This window comes from Pseudomonas sp. G166, assembly GCF_037027455.2.
GTDB lineage: Bacteria > Pseudomonadota > Gammaproteobacteria > Pseudomonadales > Pseudomonadaceae > Aquipseudomonas.
Window position 1 is genome coordinate 4,132,299 of record NZ_CP146985.1, and the last position, 15,808, is coordinate 4,148,106.

Genomic DNA, 15,808 nt, shown 5'->3' on the forward strand with positions numbered 1-15,808 from the left:
CATTCAGGGGTTGGATTTCATCCGGCCCCGGATCGCCGTGCGCAGGCAACCCCAGGCGATGACGCCGACGATCAACACCTCGGCGATGCCCACAAACAGGTTGAGTGAAAAGCTCAACGGTTGCTCGGCCCAGTAGAAGGTTGTCGGGCGAGAGCCACCGACACGCAGCCGCCCGGCAAACAGAGCCGGCACCAATGCGATGACCTGGCTTAGCTCCAGTACGGCCAGGAAAGTACCCACCAGCATGAGCAAGGCGCGTGCGGGAATGCCGAATTTCTCGGTCGGCTCGGGTGCCGGCGTGGCCCCCTTTCCTCGACGCTGCCTGGCTTCCCTCACCGCCTTACCGCTGGTGGGGGCTGGGACAGGCCTATAGGGTGCCTTCACATCAGGCGCCACCCCCTCGACGACCTCGGTGGGCACCGCCACGTTCAGGTAGTCGGCCAGCTCACGCAACCATAAGTCGGTGCGTTGACTTCCCGGCACGACCGGAACGTTGTCGCTGGTCAAACGGTGCGCGGTGCCGTCGCGCAGCATCAGCCACAGCTGAGTGTGGGCTCGCTCAGCCTGTGGACGGCGGCGAAGTTCGAGGTATTTGGCGGCCTCGATCCGAAAGACCGACTGCACCCGCTCGCGGCGTCCAAAAAAGTTTCGAGTGAGGCGCTTGCCCTCACCGTCGACTCGCGACAACACCAAGGTCTCGCGGATGCCGGTGTAAACCAGCAGTAAAAGGCCAAGGGCAGGCATCAGCAGCAGCCCGAGAACGATCAGCAGTGAGGACAGTGGATCCGCATCAGCCAACGGCGAGCGTCCATCAGCGATCACAAACACGGCGAACGCCACCGGCAAGATGAAGGCCAGCGCGCCCGTCAGCAGCACGAATATGCTCTGCACCCGATTGCGCGAGTGGATGTGCAGGTCATCCTGCGCGGTGCGCTCGAACCGATATCCAATCAACATGCAAGCCTCCTGGTGCGCCGCTTTTCAGACCGTTCGAGGGGCTGAGACAGGCGATTTGCATGCCGCAAGCCGGGATGGTGTTTGAGGGCGGAGAATACCTGATGTCGGGAGGTTTGGGGGTTGGGACTGAGTTCGAAGGCTAGCCACACCACCCTCCCCTGTGGCGAGGGAATTTAGCGAAACGTCGCACCGCCCTCTGGCCGGCGAAGCCAACCGCAAACCAACACAACGGTCGATCGGTCGATGGTTTTGAATAAGTCGATTCGCCCCTGTCAGATCCCTCCGGCAAAAAACGACCGCAGCTCCTACGAAGCTTTAGGAACACGTCACCTTCCCCGCCCAATCCGACAAAACCTATAGTGATGCCCATCGCTCAATGGCGATCGCAAAAAGGGGACCAAAAAGGGGACGGATCTATTTACAAGCAAATAAATCCGTCCCCTTTTCCCTAATTCAATGCCCAACCCGATATACGCGACCGCTCTGCACGCCTTCAACGCTGCGTCGATAGGCCATTGCTACACGCGTCGCCGGCACGCTTTCGTAGCCAGGAAAGTACGGACCAAACCGGTCCATCGATTCCGTCAGCACTGTCGGACTAACTGCGTTGATGCGGATGCCTCGTGACAGATCGCACGCAGCTGCGCGCACGAACCCTTCAATCCCAGCGTTCGACGCTGCGGCATTGGAGCCCTGCGCAATCGGATCGTCGACAGCGATGCCTGAGGTCAGCGTGATCGACCCGCCGTCGTTCAGGTAATGCTGGCCAACCAGCGCGACGCGCACCTGACTTAGCAGCTTGTCCTGCAAGCCTTTGCTGAAGTCGGCCGCCGTCATCTTTTCGATTGGAGCGAGGATTACATTGCCTGCGGTAGCAATGATGGCGTCGATTTGTCCGATCTTCTTGAACAACGCACCCACGCTGTCATCACTGGCGATGTCAACCTGATAGTCACCTTGGGTGCGACCGACGCGGATGATTTCGTGTTTGCCGCCACGCGCAAGTTCATCTGCCACGGAACGACCTACATCACCACCGGCGCCAATTATCACAATCTTCATAGAGCACTCCTTTTCGAATTCAGGTTGGAACGCCGCTATTGTGTATCGAACCATTAAGGTGATAAATGTGCTCTAAATTCAAACTCTACGAACCTATAGTTAGCAATATGGACAAACTGCGAGCCATGGAAACCTTCGTTGCCGTCGTGGAGGGTGGCAACTTCACCGAGGCGGCGCAGAGACTTGAAATGTCGTCGGTAATGGTTGGAAAGTATGTGCGCGAACTGGAAGGACGCCTCGGTGCGCGCTTGCTTGAGCGCACCACACGACGCCAGAGCCTGACTGATGCTGGTCGCGTTTTTTACGAAGACGCCAAGCGTGCGCTTGAACACGTACGTATGGCCGAAACCTCGATCGAACGGTTGCGCGCTTCGCCATCCGGCACGTTGCGCATTAGCGCTCCAATCACCTTTGGCTCGTGTGTCATCGCTCCTCTGGCTGCGACTTTCCAGCAGCTATATCCGCTCGTGCGCATTGAACTGGAATTGAGCAATCGCGTCGTTGACCTCATTGACGAGGGTTTTGATCTGGCTATCCGCATTGGTGATCTGGGCGATGCCGACCTGATAGCAAGGCCGCTGAGCATGTATCGCATGGTGATCTGTGCGTCACCGGACTACCTCGCGCGACATGGCCGCCCAGAGACACCACAGGACCTGAGCGCGCATCACTGCCTTTCTCACACAGTGTGGAACAGCCGCAACGGCTGGAAACTCAGAGGCTGGGATGGAGCGCAGCTGCCGATGGACCCAGTCTTCACATGCAATGATGGCAACGGATTGCGCATCGCAGCGATCGCCGGTGCGGGATTGTTGCTGCAGCCTGAAGTTCTGGTGGCCCATGATCTGGCAAGCGGGACGTTGGTGCCTGTCCTGCAAGCCTACTTGCCCGAGCCACACCCTATCCATATCGTGCATCGACACGATCGGCGACCGCTGCCAAAACTCACCCATTTTATTGCGCATTTGCTCGCGCATGTGGCGGAGCAGGAGTCGTCCTAGCGCGCTTCCCCGGATTCTGGCGCCCACACACAAGGATCTTGGGAACGGATGCAGGTCGTGGAGAGAATAGACCTATCCCCTGCCAGGAGGATCCATGCTCCTATGTGGAGGGAAGGCCGGATGTCATTACACTAGCGGCTCGTGATACTTTCCAGCTAGGCCAAGGCCTCCTTTTCTATCCGAGTCTCTACACCTCATGTCGAGCATTGCCGTTACCGATCTGACCTCCACCATGGACGTCGACAGCGTCTCGCGGCCGGTTGTGGCTCTGAGTGCCACATTGGTCGCCAAGGACTGGGAAAATGCCACGCATCAGCACCGCAAGGCGCAGCTGATCTACTCGGTTCGCGGCATCCTCAACTGCGAAATCGAAGAAGGCGTCTGGATCGTGCCGCCGCAGTGCGCCTTGTGGATCCCCGGCGACCTGCCCCACTCGGCCTGGGGTTCCGGTGAAGTGGAGTGCTACTGCCTGTTCGTCGAGCAGGATGCCGCGCCGGATCTGCCGACCACCTGCTGCACAATTTCGGTATCGCCGCTGCTGCGCGAGTTGCTGCTCAAGGCGACCGCCGTTCCTGAGCTGTACGCCCCAGGCGGACGGGAGGAACGGCTGCTGGCGGTGTTGCTCGACGAGCTGGTGGCGGCGCCGGTGGAGGACCTGCACCTGCCCATGCCGCGCGACCCACGCTTGCGTCGCCTCGCGGAAATGATCCTAGCGACGCCGGCTGACAAGACGTCGAAGACCGCCTGGGCGACGCACATAGGCATGAGCGAGCGCAGCATGAGCCGCCTGCTGCTGCAGGAAATTGGCATGAGCTTCGGGCGCTGGCGTCGGCAGCTGCACGTGATCCTGGCGCTGCAACGGCTGACCAAGGGTGACAGCGTGCAAACGGTGGCGCTGGAACTGGGCTACGAAAACGCCAGCGGCTTCGTCACGATGTTTCGCAAGGCGGTGGGCAAGCCGCCGGCTCGCTACCTTTCGGATCGCACCGGCAGCGCGGTGACGGCAGCTGCGCCCGGAATCATGCTCCCCGATCCGATCGCCCTCTGATCCAATCCGCCTGTCCTGACGCAAGCCTGCGCTGCTTTATCAAAAAGCCGCGGACTTCAGCGAAGCCCACACGCACCCGGCAACGCCGCTCGCCCATGAAGACGACCGCGCACAACGGCGACATCGCCGCATGTCACGCCGGCCGTTTGCCCCTCGTCAGTCTGCCTGGCAAGTCGACCATATTCCGTAATCAACCATGACTATTACTCAAAACGGCCAGCGGGAGGGTGTCATCATTATTGGCCGAATCGAATAACAATCTGGCCTGATTTCACCATCATGGCGCATTGCCTTTGTTGTTAAATGCGCCATCTAAATGCAAATGAGTATTGCTTAAATGAAAGCTTCATCCATTACAGGGAAGTTTCGCTCGTCTCTTGCTCTGTGCGCCGATTCAGTCGTCTGTCCGCCGCTCGCCGGGCACCTCAAAAACGCGCCCTGCAGCGCGCTGGGCTCGGCGATTGCGGCAGCGCTTCTGCTCAATGCGCCGGGCGCATTTGCCGCCGAGACGGCGCAGCCGCAGAACAAAGCAGCAGACTCAGCCCAGAAGGAAGTGGCCCTGCCGGCAATCCGCGTGACAGGCCAAATGGACAACGCGACCACCGAGGGAACCGGCTCCTACACCACCGGCGAGACGGCTGCGGCGACGCGCCTGCCGATGACGCTGAAGGAAACGCCCCAGGCGGTGACCGTGATCACGCGCCAGCGCATGGACGACCAGCAACTCAACACGGTGCAGAGCGTGCTGGAGAACACCAACGGTGTCACCGCGCGCCAGGCCGACAGCGAGCGCACCAGCTTCTATTCGCGGGGGTTGCTGATTAACAACGTGCAGTACGACGGCATCCCCACCGTGATCGGCAACGCCGTCAACGGCAGCGGCATCAGTGCCCTGGACACCGCCTTCTATGACCGTGTCGAGGTGGTGCGCGGCGGCTCGGCCCTGCTGACCGGCACCGGAAACCCTTCAGCCTCCATCAACCTGGTGCGCAAACGGCCGACACCTGAATTCGCCGCATCCGCCTCCCTCGGCGCCGGGAGCTGGGATACCCACCGCGGCATGGGCGACGTTTCCACACCGCTGACCGAGGACGGCCGCATCCGCGCGCGCCTGGTAGGCACCTATCAGGACGGCAACTCCTACCTGGACGGCTACAAGCCCGAGCGCAAGGCGTTCTACGGCATCGTCGAGGCCGACCTGACCGCCGATACCACGGTGAGCCTGGGCTATGACTACCAGGACATTACGCCGAAGGGCGCCACCTGGGGCGGCTTACCGCTGTGGTACAGCGACGGTTCGCAGATCGATTATTCCCGCTCCAAGAGCTATGGGCAGGACTGGAGCCATTTCGACAATACCCTCAAGACCGCCTTTGCCGAAGTCGAGCACCGCTTCGACAACGGCTGGACGCTCAAGGGCGTGTTCAACCAGTACCGCACCGAAAGCGAATCCGAACTGGTCTCCCTGGGTGGCCGGCCTGACCCTGTCACGGGGCTGGGCGCCTTCCCGTTCGCAGTGGCGTCCGAGGGGCGCAGTCGCCAGAACACCTTTGACGTGATGGCCAGCGGCCCCTTCGAAATGCTCGGCCGCCAGCACGACCTAGTGGTCGGCGCGACAAGCTCACGCCGCAAGGCCCGCCAGGACGATGTAGCGCCGTTCTTCGCAGGCTTTACGCCGATCAACATCCATACCCTGAGCCCAGGCACGCCGCGGCCCAACTTTGATGCCATGCCGCATATCCCGACCCGCACCGAGGTCAAGCAGAGCGGCATCTATAGTGCGGCCCGCTTCTCCCTGGCCGATCCGCTGAAGCTCATCGTCGGCGGGCGCCTGAACTATTACGAGGTCGACGACGACGCCAACGGCAGCACGCTGCACTACAAGAAAAACAACGAATTCACCCCGTACGTCGGACTGGTCTACGACATCGACAGTACCTACTCGGCTTACGTCAGCTACACGGGCATCTTCAACCCGCAAACCGACTTCCGCGACACGACCGGCAACGTGCTCACGCCGTCCAAGGGCAAGACCAAGGAAGTCGGCCTCAAGGCCGCCTACCTGGACGGGCGCCTGAATGCTGCCGTGGCGGTGTTCGAGACCAAGCTGGACAACGCCGCGCAACTGGTCCCCGGCGCGTTCACCCCAGGCGGAGCCAACGCCTATACCGGCGCCGACGGCACCAAGTCTCGCGGCATCGAGTTCGACCTGCAGGGCGAGCTGGCCACTGGCTGGAACATCTACGCCGGTATCGCCCACTTCACCGCCGAGGATGGCGACGGCGAGCGCCTGAACTCCCAGCTACCGCGCACCACGGCCCAGTTCTTCACCACCTACCGGCTGCCCGGCGCGTGGAACAAGCTGACCCTGGGCACAGGCGTGAAGTGGCAGAGCCGCTTTTACCAGGCGCCAGGCGTTGGTACCAGCACGCTGGGCGGCGAACAGAGCGCCTATGCCCTGACCTCGGTGATTGGGCGTTACGCCCTGAGCGAGAACATCGACCTGGGCCTCAACGTCAACAACCTATTCGACAAGAAGTACGCCTTGCAGAAGGGTGACTTCGACACCGTGACCTATGGCGCCCCGCGCAACCTGATGGCCACGCTGGACTACCGCTACTGATTGCCCGCAGTACGCGGATCGCTGCCGGCGACTCGCGCCCCTACCGTCTTGAACATCGAGAACGTGCTCATGCCTACCCAAAACCCGGTTCACGTATTGGCGATACACAATGCGAACAAGGTCACCTTGTTCTGGTTGACGACTACTGTTGGCGCAGTGCTCTTCGTGACCTTCCAGTTGTTCTTCTACGTAAACGACTTTGTGAGAGCACAGGGCACCGCCCCGGCGATTACCTTCGAGCCCGGCATGCTGTGGGTGTTTCCTAGCTTCTATGGCTCCTGGATCGTCACGGTGCTCCTCGCCCTGATCGAAACCCGCAAGGCCCAGTGGGCTGTCCTGATCCTCGGCAGCCTGCTTGTCGTGCTCAATACCCTGGGCGGAGTCACCGACGGGCTGCGCGACGGCTGGTACGTCGCCTTCTCGGCGGTATTCTTCATCACCCTGCCCGGCGTGTTCGCCATCGCTGCCAGCTGGCGTCACCTCAACCGCAAAGGAACCCGCCATGCCGATGAATAGCGCTGAATTCCCGCTGGTGTGGATGAGTTTCGCCCACGAGCCCGGGCACGATACCCAGAAGGACTTCGACGAGTTCGCAGCCAACCTGCAGCGCGGCGAACCCTTCGTGCTGCTCAGCGAAACGCCACCCGGCGATGACCATGAGCACTCACCAGAAGAAAAGAAACGCACCACGCTGTGGATGAAGAAGCACAAGGCGCAACTGCGCAGCCTGGTTCTGGCCCTGATCATGGTCGAACCCAGCGCGGCAAAGCGCCTGGGATTCAAGGCATTCGCCGGCCTGTTCGCCAAGGTTTGGGGCTACCCGCTGCTGTTCGCCGCCTCACGCGAGCAGGCCATCGAGATGGCCCACGAACTGCTGCGCAAGACTAACAGGTAGGCGCGCTGAGGGTTGGCTAGCTGAAACGACTCAGTTCGCTACAACTTTACCCTCGGAAACTTCGTCCAGTGATTTGCCGCGAGCTCGCTCTTGCGAAACGGCTTGGTAAGCCGCGGTACTTCTGGGTGATTATCAGGCGTCAGTGCGGTGAGGGCGTGCGATGGGCAGCAAACGGCCCAGAGTGTGTAAAAACGCATATGGATTCGCGGTGACGGTTACGCAGCCGGTTCGAAGACACCTGCATCCACGAGCATCTCAACTAACGCCTCAGGCCATACCTTTTCCCCAGTAGCTCTCAGCTCCTGAGCGGACCACCAGTGATGATCTGCCATGACCTGAGTCTCGTGTAAGGTCCATTCGGAGCTAGAAAGGGTCTGGCTTTGCGCATGCACAACGAAATACTGCTCAACTGCGAACACCGTCTCGCCGCTGGGCAGGAGCATTGAAAACCTCCGATCTGCCACAGGCCCTACAACTGTGTTGACCTGAATACCGGTCTCCTCACGCAGTTCACGTATTGCAGCGGCGTGGAATGTTTCTCCATCTTCAAGACCACCGCCAGGGGTGGCCCAGTAATTTCTACCGGCCAAAGCCCCATCTTTATGGATAAATCTGAAAAGGAGGACATCTCGAGAGGGGCTTATAACTAGTAATCGTGCAGCCTTTCGCTCACGCATTTTGACGTATATCTTCCCTGAAATTTTTGAAATGTGGGGTGCCGCCCTGATCAGTCGGAGGTCTCCCACATGGCTCGTAGCGTTACGATAGGATAGGATAATGATACTTCAGCAGGGCTACCCATGAAGCGCTTCATCCAAGGTGAGCATCGAGGCCAAGGCACCTTACTTCCCGAGAGCCTCGACGACTACGTCAGCGATACCAATCCGGTGCGCGTAGTCGACGTCTTCGTCGACGAACTCGACCTGGTCAATTTGGGTTTTGAAGGTGCCATTCCAGCCGATACTGGCCGGCCTGCTTACCACCCCGCGATCTTGCTGAAGATCTACATCTACGGTTATCTCAACCGCATTCAATCGAGCCGACGTTTGGAGCGAGAAGCCCAGCGCAATGTCGAACTGATGTGGTTGACCGGGCGTTTGATGCCGGACTTCAAGACCATTGCCAACTTCCGAAAAGACAACAGCAAGGCTATCCGAGGCGTCTGTCGCCAGTTCGTTGTGTTGTGTCAGCAGTTGGGACTGTTCGGAGAACATCTAGTCGCCATCGATGGCAGTAAATTCAAGGCAGTCAACAACCGCGACCGCAATTTCACCAGCGCCAAACTGAAGCGGCGAATGGAAGAAATTGAATCGAGTATCAACCGCTACCTGACGGCACTCGATGCTGCCGATCGGCAAGAACCAACCGCTTCCGAGCCCAGTGCCGTGCGGCTGGAAGAGAAGATCGCCAAGCTCAAAACTCAAATGAAAGAGCTTCAGGCGATCGAAATCCAGCTCAATGTATCGCCGGACAAACAGGTCTCACTGACCGATCCAGACAGCCGCTCCATGATGACGCGCGGCACGGGAATCGTTGGCTACAACGTGCAGACAGCGGTCGATATGCAGCACCATTTGATCGTTGCGCATGAGGTGAGCAACGTCGGTTCCGACCGTGATCAACTCAGCTCGATGGCCAAGCAGGCCCGCGAGGCGATGGCGTCAGATACGTTGTCGGTAGTGGCTGACCGAGGTTACTTCAAAAGTGAACAAATCCTAGCTTGTCACGATGCAGGCATCACCGCCTATGTGCCCAAGCCGATGACCTCTGGAGCCAAGGCTGACGGGCGTTTCAATAACGATGCCTTCATCTATGACGCGGCAAAAAACGAATACATTTGCCCGGCTGGAGAAGCGCTCATTTGGCGCTATACCAACGTTGAAAAAGGCCTGAAACTGCACCGTTACTGGAGTTCGAAATGCCAAGGCTGCGCCTTGAAATCGCAGTGCACACCGAGCACGGAGCGACGAGTTCGGCGCTGGGAACATGAAGCTGTACTAGAGGAAATGCAGAACCGGTTGCGCAACGCGCCAGAGATGATGCGAGTCCGAAAACGAACGGTTGAGCATCCCTTCGGGACGCTCAAACAATGGATGGGTGCGACGCATTTCCTAACACGAAAGTTGGCAGGGGTGAGCGCCGAGATGAGCTTGAACGTGCTCGCCTACAACATGAAACGGGTCATGAAAATCATCGGCACCACTAGCTTGATGAAGGCTTTAACGGCGTAAAAACCGGTATTTTTACCATCCAAAAGGACTCCAAGAGGCTGCTGAGCCGTTTCAACTGTTCTTGGAAACGTCGTGGCCTTTATCGGTTGCAAAACCTGAGCACCGTCTACTAGCGTCGCTGTAGAAAACCCTATTTAGTGTTTTTACACACTCTGGGCCGAAAGCAGCCTATCCACAGCTCAGTTATGACCTCATATAAGCGCCAACCCACGCACAAAGTGGCCGTTGATTCATCTGTCGCCCCGTCGCGCACCTCTGAAGCCGTCAATACCCAAACAGCGACTTGCTCTCCAGGTATTCTTCAAACCCCATCTCCCCCCACTCGCGCCCATTACCCGACTGCTTATAGCCGCCAAACGGCGCGGCCTGGTCGGCCCGGGCGCCATTGAGATGGACCATGCCGGTGCGCAATTGCCGCGCAACCCTGCGGCTGCGTTCGAGGCTGGTCGAGGTGACGTAGCCTGACAAGCCGTAAGGGCTGTCGTTCGCGATGGCTATCGCCTCGGCCTCGCTGTCGTACGGCATGATCGCCAGGACCGGGCCGAAGATTTCTTCCCGCGCCACCAGCATGTCCGGGGTGACGTCGGCAAATACCGTAGGTTGCACGTAGTAGCCGCGCTCAATCCCTTGTGGTCGCCCCAGCCCTCCGGCGATCAATCGCGAGCCCTCGGCGATGGCTTGGGCGATCATGGCCTGTACCCGTTCGAATTGCAGGGCATTCGCCACGGGACCGACGGCGCAGATCGGGTTACTGTCGTCGAAGCACACCTGCGCCAGCACTTCCCGGACGATATCAATCACCGCCGGTTGTTGCGCGCGCGGTACTAGCAGGCGCGTTGGCGCATTGCACGACTGGCCGCTGTTACGGATGCACGCCTGTACCCCGTGGCGCACCGCGCTAGGCAAGTAGGCATCGTCGAGCAGGATGTTCGCGGATTTGCCGCCCAGTTCCTGGGACACACGCTTCACCGTATCGGCCGCCGCCTTGGCCACTGCGATGCCGGCGCGGGTCGAGCCGGTAAACGACACCATATCCACCTCGGCATGGCTGGCCAGCGCAGCGCCAACCCCTGGCCCATTACCGTTGACCAAGTTGAACACCCCCTTCGGCACTCCGGCCTCATGCAGGATTTGCGCGACGATAAACGCCGACAACGGCGCACACTCACTTGGCTTGAGTACGACCGTGCAGCCCACCGCCAGGGCGGGTGCGAGCTTGCAGGTGAGTTGATTGAGTGGCCAGTTCCAGGGGGTGATCAGGGCGCACACGCCGATAGGCTCACGCAGTACCAGCGTCTGGCCCAGGCGCCGCTCGAAGCGGTACTCGCGCAGCACTTCCAGCGCCTGCGCCAGATGGCCCAGGCCTGCCGGAACATGAGCGCTTCGGGCCAGGGACAGCGGCGCGCCCATCTCCAGATGAACCGCCTCGATCAACGCCTCGCTATGGCGTTTGTAGGCTTCGATGATGCGCTGCAGCAAGTCGATACGTGTCTGGAGCGAACTCGCGGCGAACGCCGGAAAAGCCTGCCGGGCCGCGCCGAGCGCACGGTCTACATCGCGAGCATCGCCCAGGATGATGCGCGCAACCCCCTGCTCGGTGGACGGGTTTACCACGGTCTCGACGGTTTCGCCGTGGGGTTTGACCCAGGCGCCGTCAATGTAGAACTCAAACAAATCGTACATACCATCGACTCCCTTCAGGCAACCTGGTTCAAGGCAGCCGCCAAGGTGTCGAACACCTGGGCGATTTCGTGCTGGCTGATCACCAACGGCGGTGAAATCACGATGGTGTCGCCCGAACCACGCACCAGTACGCCGTGCTCAAAGCACCACAGGGCAACTTCACTGCCACGCGCGCCGGCGGCACCGGAGCGCGGCTCGAGTTCGACGGCGCAAAGCAAGCCGATGGTGCGTACGTCCAGCACCGGCCCCACACCCTGCAGCGCCAGTGCGGCCGACTGCCAGGGCCCGCTGACCGTGTTGACGTGTTGATTGATGCCCAGTTCGCGATGCACCTCGATGGTCGCCAACCCGGCCGCACACGCCAGCGGATGCGCCGAATAGGTATAGCCATGCATCAGCTCGATGACGTTCGCCGGCCCGGCCATGAACGCTTCGTACACCGCACCGCTTACCAGCACGCCGCCCATGGGCACGGCGCCGTTGGTCAGGCCTTTGGCGGTGGTGATCAGGTCTGGCGTTACGCCGAACGCCTGGGCGGCGAAGCTCGCGCCGACGCGGCCAAAACCGGTGATCACTTCATCGAAAATCAGCAGCACACCATGCCGGGTGCAGATCTCGCGCAAGCGTTGCAGATAACCCTGGGGCGGCGGGTACACCCCGCCGGAGCCTGTCACTGGCTCCACGATCACCGCGGCCACAGTGCTCGGATCCTGAATGTCCAACAGTTGTGTCAGCGCGTCGGCGTAATGTTCGCCCTGCTTCGGTTGCCCGGCGCTGAAACGCATGCCCGCGTCGTACGGCAGCGGCAGGTGTGACACTTCGCCCAACAACGGACCGAAGTCACGCTTCTGCCGGCCGATACCCGACACCGACAGCCCACCGAAACCCATGCCGTGATAGCCCTTGGCACGCCCGATAAACTTGGTACGGCGGCTGTCGCCGCGGGCCTGGTGATACGCCCGGGCAATCTTCAACGCGGTGTCGACGGCCTCGGAACCCGAGTTGGTAAAGAACACCTGCTCCATGCCGGCCGGGCTGATGTCGATCAGGCGCTCGGCCATCTCCAGGGCGTGGGGGTGGCTCATCTTGAATGACGAGACAAAGTCCAGGCGCCCCGCCGCCTCGCGAATGGCCTCGACGATTTTCGGCTGGCCATGCCCGGCGTTGACGCACCAGAGCCCCGCCATTGCATCGAGTACACGACGCCCATCGGTGGTGGTGTAGTACATGCCGTCAGCACTGGCGAACATCATCGGTTGGTGCTGGAACTGGCGCATCGGGGTAAACGGTGCCCAGAACGCGCCACACTCGGAACCTGTCGGGTTGGAAATATCGTTCATAGCGACTCCTGCAAAGCTGTTCTTGGATGGCCGATCAGCGTCGGACGCTGCAACGGGCCGGCGTTAACGTTGACGCTGCGGTCCACGTACAACTTGCCGCGCTCAATACGGCAGCTGACACGGTCACAAAACGCCATCTCGACAAACTGCCAGGTCATGCTTAATACCCCCTCGTCGGTCCAGCGCGCCTGTGCCACCACCGGGGTGAGTTCCGGCTGGTATTGGTGATGCAGATAATGGCCGGTCATGCTGGTCTGGCTTTCGATGCCATTGGCCAGCCCGGCGCGAATGCAGTGGGTGCCACGGGGGTCAGTGAGGTAGAAGTCGCAATGATCAGGGCCAAGCACCAAACGTATTTCGCTGACTTGATCTTCGTTGGCCTCCACCACAAACGTGCCGTTGAACTCGGCGTGACGCGGTGAGGTCGACGCCCCTGAGAGAACCGGCCGCCGCTGGCTTGCCAATAGCGCCGTCAACTCGGCATCCGCCGCGCCGTCGGTGGGTACACCCAGCGCCGGCAACAGATGTTCCCAGAGCAGGCTGTGCAAGCGCCGCTCGCCCAAGGGCAGCCCGGCGGTAAACGCAATCACCGCGTTTTGGCGTGGCAAGACGATGCACTGCTGGCCAAATACCCCGGAGGCGTAGTAGCCACCGTGCAGGGTCATCCACCACTGGTAGCCGTAGCCTTCGCGGCGCGTGACACCTGCGTCGCTCGAGTCGCGGCCCTGGTAGCGCTTGCCGTCGAAGGCCCCCATCCATACATCATCGACATGCCCACGGGTGGCTTCGGCCACCCATTCCCGGGATAGCAACTGCTGCCCTTCCCAGTTGCCTTGTTGCAAGTGCAGCACACCGAACTTGAGCAAGTCCTCAGTGCTGCAACTCAGGCCATTGCCGCCAGTGTTGAAGCCACCAGGTGCCAGGTCCCACTCGATGGGCCCCATGGCCATGGGTTGGAAGATACGTGCGTTGCACAACTCAAAGGCCGTCTGACCGCTGACCACGCTGACAATTGCCGAGAGCATGAAGCTCGAGGCGCTGCTGTAGATAAAGTGCTGCCCTGGTGGGTCCTCGACCGGTTCATCGAGGAACAGCTTGACCCAGCTTTCACTGCGCCCACGCCAGGCCCCGCCGGAAATGCCCTGGCGATGGCCGGTGCGCATGGTCAGCAAATCGCGCACGGTCATGGCTGCCAGGTTTGCGCTGATAGTTACCGGGCAATCGGCGGAAAAAAAGTCCACCACCTTGGCGTCCAGCGACAGCACGCCGTCATCCACCAACAGCCCGACGGCCATGGATACCCAGCTTTTGGTGACCGAATGCTGAACATGCAACCGCTCGGCGCGATAAGGCGCCCAAAACGCTTCAGCCACCACCGCACCGTCGCGGTACAGCATGAAACTGTGCAACTCCAGGCCCGCAGCGTTCACCGCTTCAATGAAATCACTCACGCCACGCGCCGATACGCGTTGTTGGCTGGGCAGTGCCCGCCGCAACGGCAAACTCGTCATCTGATCTATCCCCTCATTTCCACTGCCTAGGCGTGCAACAGGCTGCCCCTGTTGCACGCCGTTACCGCTACCAGAGCGCCACGGTGTAACCCAGGATCACTCGGTTTTCGTTGGTGTCACGGGTGAAGTTGCTGGTAGCGCTGGCGTTCTGCCAACGCAGAGACACATCCTTGAACGTGCCGCTCTGCACGACGTAGCCGAAGCTGAAATCGCGCTCCCACTCGCGCCCTTCGCCCTCGAAGCCGATGACCTTGGCGTTGTCGCCCTTGGCGTAACGCGTCGAGAACAGCAGGCCCGGCAGGCCCAGCGAGGCGAAGTCATAGTCATAGCGGGCATGCCACACGCGCTCGCCGGTCTGGGAGAAGTTGGCCAGTTGGTACTCGGTGAACAGGTAGGTGTTGGTACCGTCCACGTAGGTGAACGGCGTCGAGCCGTACTGTTCCTGGTAACCGCCGCTGAGGTTGTGGCCATAGAGGCTGTAGCCGATACGGGTACTCAACGCGCGGTTATCCACCTTGCCGGCCAGGGCCGCAGCGTCTTCACTGGCGTTGAAGTAACGGATGTCGGTCTTGAACGTGCCGGGGCCCCACTTGAAGCTGTTTTTCAAACCCAGATAGTGCTGTTGGTAGAGGCTTTCCAGTTGCGCGTACTGATAGGTAACGACCGTGGTGGGCGTGAGCTTGTACTCGCCGCCGGCGTAGCGGAACTCATCACTTTTGGCGCTGCTTTTGTAGGCGCCGTACTGGCTGGTAAGGCCCATGTCCTCGTAGTCGGTCGAGTCGCGCTGCTTGACCTGATCCAGTTGGCCCACGGTCAGGGTCAAGTTGTCGACGTCCTTGGAGGTGAGCGCCGTGCCACTGAAACTCTGCGGGAACAGACGGCTGAGGTTTGGCTGCAGAGTGGGCAGGTCCGGCACCATATAGCCCACACGCAGCTCGCTTTGGGCCATGCGCGCCTTACCGGTGATGCCGAGTTTGGAGTAGTTGTCATGGGCACGGCGTGCATAGCTGGGAGAGCCCGGTTCGGCCACGCTTGAGCGCGCCAGCAGCCCGGTGCCGGAGTTATCCGGGCTCGAATCGAGCTTCACGCCCAGCATGCCGACCGCGTCCAGGCCAAAACCCAACGTGCCGTCGGTAAAGCCCGACTGGAGGTTGAGAATGAACCCCTGCGCCCATTCGGCGCGCTTGTTCTGTCCGCTGGACTCGCGGTAGTCGCGGTTGAAGTAATAGTTCTTCAATTCAAGCGAGGCCTTGCTGTCGGCGACAAAGTCGGCCTGGGCAAACAAGGGTATGAAACCGACGCCCATGACGCTGGCACTGCTGACAACTTTGTTGATGCGGTTATTCATGTGTAGGTTCCTGGCAGACAGGTTGAGTGGGGTTGTTTTTGTTTTCTTCGGCCATGGCTTCGCCTGCCTCGCCAATCACCGATTGACGAAGGGTTGGGCTTCAAAACAT

At 60.4% G+C, this 15,808-nt stretch carries 13 protein-coding genes; 6 read left to right on the forward strand and 7 right to left on the reverse strand.

From position 1 onward, the window contains the following. Nucleotides 1–3: 3 nt before the first annotated feature. Together SGN16_RS17865 and SGN16_RS17870 are read right to left on the reverse strand one after the other, a co-directional pair. Complete coding sequence (locus tag SGN16_RS17865; protein ID WP_335945740.1) at nucleotides 4–957, reverse strand: hypothetical protein; 954 nt, start codon at nucleotides 955–957, stop codon at nucleotides 4–6. A 453-nt stretch (nucleotides 958–1,410) separates the two neighbouring features. Next, the gene (locus SGN16_RS17870; RefSeq protein ID WP_335945741.1) at nucleotides 1,411–2,019 is read right to left on the reverse strand and encodes a short chain dehydrogenase; all 609 of its coding nucleotides are present in this window, start codon (nucleotides 2,017–2,019) and stop codon (nucleotides 1,411–1,413) included. 125 nt (nucleotides 2,020–2,144) lie between these two features. On the opposite strand from SGN16_RS17870, the gene SGN16_RS17875 reads away from it, so the two are divergent. From SGN16_RS17875 to SGN16_RS17895, 5 genes are all read left to right on the forward strand, one after another. Beyond that, on the forward strand, nucleotides 2,145–3,020 hold the full coding sequence (locus SGN16_RS17875; RefSeq protein WP_335945742.1) for a LysR family transcriptional regulator: 876 nt from the start codon (nucleotides 2,145–2,147) through the stop codon (nucleotides 3,018–3,020). A 196-nt stretch (nucleotides 3,021–3,216) separates the two neighbouring features. Beyond that, nucleotides 3,217–4,068: a helix-turn-helix transcriptional regulator gene (locus tag SGN16_RS17880; RefSeq protein ID WP_210639324.1), complete on the forward strand. Its 852-nt coding sequence runs from the start codon at nucleotides 3,217–3,219 to the stop codon at nucleotides 4,066–4,068. Nucleotides 4,069–4,405: 337 nt separating this feature from the next. Beyond that, nucleotides 4,406–6,691 (forward strand): TonB-dependent siderophore receptor, encoded by a 2,286-nt coding sequence (locus SGN16_RS17885; RefSeq protein WP_335945743.1) that lies wholly within the window; start codon nucleotides 4,406–4,408, stop codon nucleotides 6,689–6,691. 69 nt (nucleotides 6,692–6,760) lie between these two features. Then, on the forward strand, nucleotides 6,761–7,207 hold the full coding sequence (locus tag SGN16_RS17890; protein ID WP_246883020.1) for a hypothetical protein: 447 nt from the start codon (nucleotides 6,761–6,763) through the stop codon (nucleotides 7,205–7,207). Then, a complete protein-coding gene (locus SGN16_RS17895; protein ID WP_028941356.1) occupies nucleotides 7,194–7,586 on the forward strand; it encodes a hypothetical protein in 393 nt (130 codons plus the stop codon). Before SGN16_RS17890 ends, SGN16_RS17895 begins: the two co-directional genes overlap by 14 nt. A 215-nt stretch (nucleotides 7,587–7,801) precedes the next feature. Here the strand turns inward: SGN16_RS17895 and SGN16_RS17900 are convergent, their stop codons facing one another. Then, nucleotides 7,802–8,263, reverse strand: a complete 462-nt coding sequence (locus SGN16_RS17900; RefSeq protein ID WP_339101706.1) for an NUDIX domain-containing protein — start codon at nucleotides 8,261–8,263, stop codon at nucleotides 7,802–7,804. A 123-nt stretch (nucleotides 8,264–8,386) separates the two neighbouring features. Between SGN16_RS17900 and SGN16_RS17905 the strand changes: the two genes are divergently transcribed. Further along, complete coding sequence (locus SGN16_RS17905; RefSeq protein WP_339101707.1) at nucleotides 8,387–9,817, forward strand: IS1182 family transposase; 1,431 nt, start codon at nucleotides 8,387–8,389, stop codon at nucleotides 9,815–9,817. 264 nt (nucleotides 9,818–10,081) lie between these two features. Here SGN16_RS17905 and SGN16_RS17910 read toward each other — a convergent pair whose 3' ends face one another. The 4 genes from SGN16_RS17910 to SGN16_RS17925 all read right to left on the reverse strand — a co-directional run bounded on the left by SGN16_RS17910 (nucleotide 10,082) and on the right by SGN16_RS17925 (nucleotide 15,699). Then, nucleotides 10,082–11,500 carry an aldehyde dehydrogenase family protein gene (locus SGN16_RS17910; RefSeq protein WP_339101708.1) on the reverse strand — a complete coding sequence of 473 codons (1,419 nt, stop codon included), beginning with the start codon at nucleotides 11,498–11,500 and terminating at the stop codon, nucleotides 10,082–10,084. A gap of 14 nt (nucleotides 11,501–11,514) precedes the next feature. Then, a complete protein-coding gene (locus tag SGN16_RS17915; protein WP_339101709.1) occupies nucleotides 11,515–12,840 on the reverse strand; it encodes an aminotransferase class III-fold pyridoxal phosphate-dependent enzyme in 1,326 nt (441 codons plus the stop codon). Next, the gene (locus SGN16_RS17920; protein ID WP_339101710.1) at nucleotides 12,837–14,351 is read right to left on the reverse strand and encodes a serine hydrolase; all 1,515 of its coding nucleotides are present in this window, start codon (nucleotides 14,349–14,351) and stop codon (nucleotides 12,837–12,839) included. Before SGN16_RS17920 ends, SGN16_RS17915 begins: the two co-directional genes overlap by 4 nt. Before the next feature lie 67 nt (nucleotides 14,352–14,418). Next, nucleotides 14,419–15,699: an OprD family porin gene (locus tag SGN16_RS17925; protein WP_339101711.1), complete on the reverse strand. Its 1,281-nt coding sequence runs from the start codon at nucleotides 15,697–15,699 to the stop codon at nucleotides 14,419–14,421. Nucleotides 15,700–15,808 lie beyond the last annotated feature (109 nt).

Excerpts from the sequence above, each read along its gene's own strand:
- SGN16_RS17895 (WP_028941356.1), top strand. The coding sequence starts at position 7,194 with ATGCCGATGAATAGCGCTGAATTCCCGCTGGTGTGGATGAGTTTCGCC.
- SGN16_RS17925 (WP_339101711.1), bottom strand. The coding sequence starts at position 15,699 with ATGAATAACCGCATCAACAAAGTTGTCAGCAGTGCCAGCGTCATGGGC.
- SGN16_RS17885 (WP_335945743.1), top strand. The coding sequence starts at position 4,406 with ATGAAAGCTTCATCCATTACAGGGAAGTTTCGCTCGTCTCTTGCTCTG.
- SGN16_RS17880 (WP_210639324.1), top strand. The coding sequence starts at position 3,217 with ATGTCGAGCATTGCCGTTACCGATCTGACCTCCACCATGGACGTCGAC.
- SGN16_RS17905 (WP_339101707.1), top strand. The coding sequence starts at position 8,387 with ATGAAGCGCTTCATCCAAGGTGAGCATCGAGGCCAAGGCACCTTACTT.
- SGN16_RS17910 (WP_339101708.1), bottom strand. The coding sequence starts at position 11,500 with ATGTACGATTTGTTTGAGTTCTACATTGACGGCGCCTGGGTCAAACCC.
- SGN16_RS17875 (WP_335945742.1), top strand. The coding sequence starts at position 2,145 with ATGGAAACCTTCGTTGCCGTCGTGGAGGGTGGCAACTTCACCGAGGCG.
- SGN16_RS17870 (WP_335945741.1), bottom strand. The coding sequence starts at position 2,019 with ATGAAGATTGTGATAATTGGCGCCGGTGGTGATGTAGGTCGTTCCGTG.
- SGN16_RS17915 (WP_339101709.1), bottom strand. The coding sequence starts at position 12,840 with ATGAACGATATTTCCAACCCGACAGGTTCCGAGTGTGGCGCGTTCTGG.
- SGN16_RS17865 (WP_335945740.1), bottom strand. The coding sequence starts at position 957 with ATGTTGATTGGATATCGGTTCGAGCGCACCGCGCAGGATGACCTGCAC.
- SGN16_RS17900 (WP_339101706.1), bottom strand. The coding sequence starts at position 8,263 with ATGCGTGAGCGAAAGGCTGCACGATTACTAGTTATAAGCCCCTCTCGA.
- SGN16_RS17920 (WP_339101710.1), bottom strand. The coding sequence starts at position 14,351 with ATGACGAGTTTGCCGTTGCGGCGGGCACTGCCCAGCCAACAACGCGTA.
- SGN16_RS17890 (WP_246883020.1), top strand. The coding sequence starts at position 6,761 with ATGCCTACCCAAAACCCGGTTCACGTATTGGCGATACACAATGCGAAC.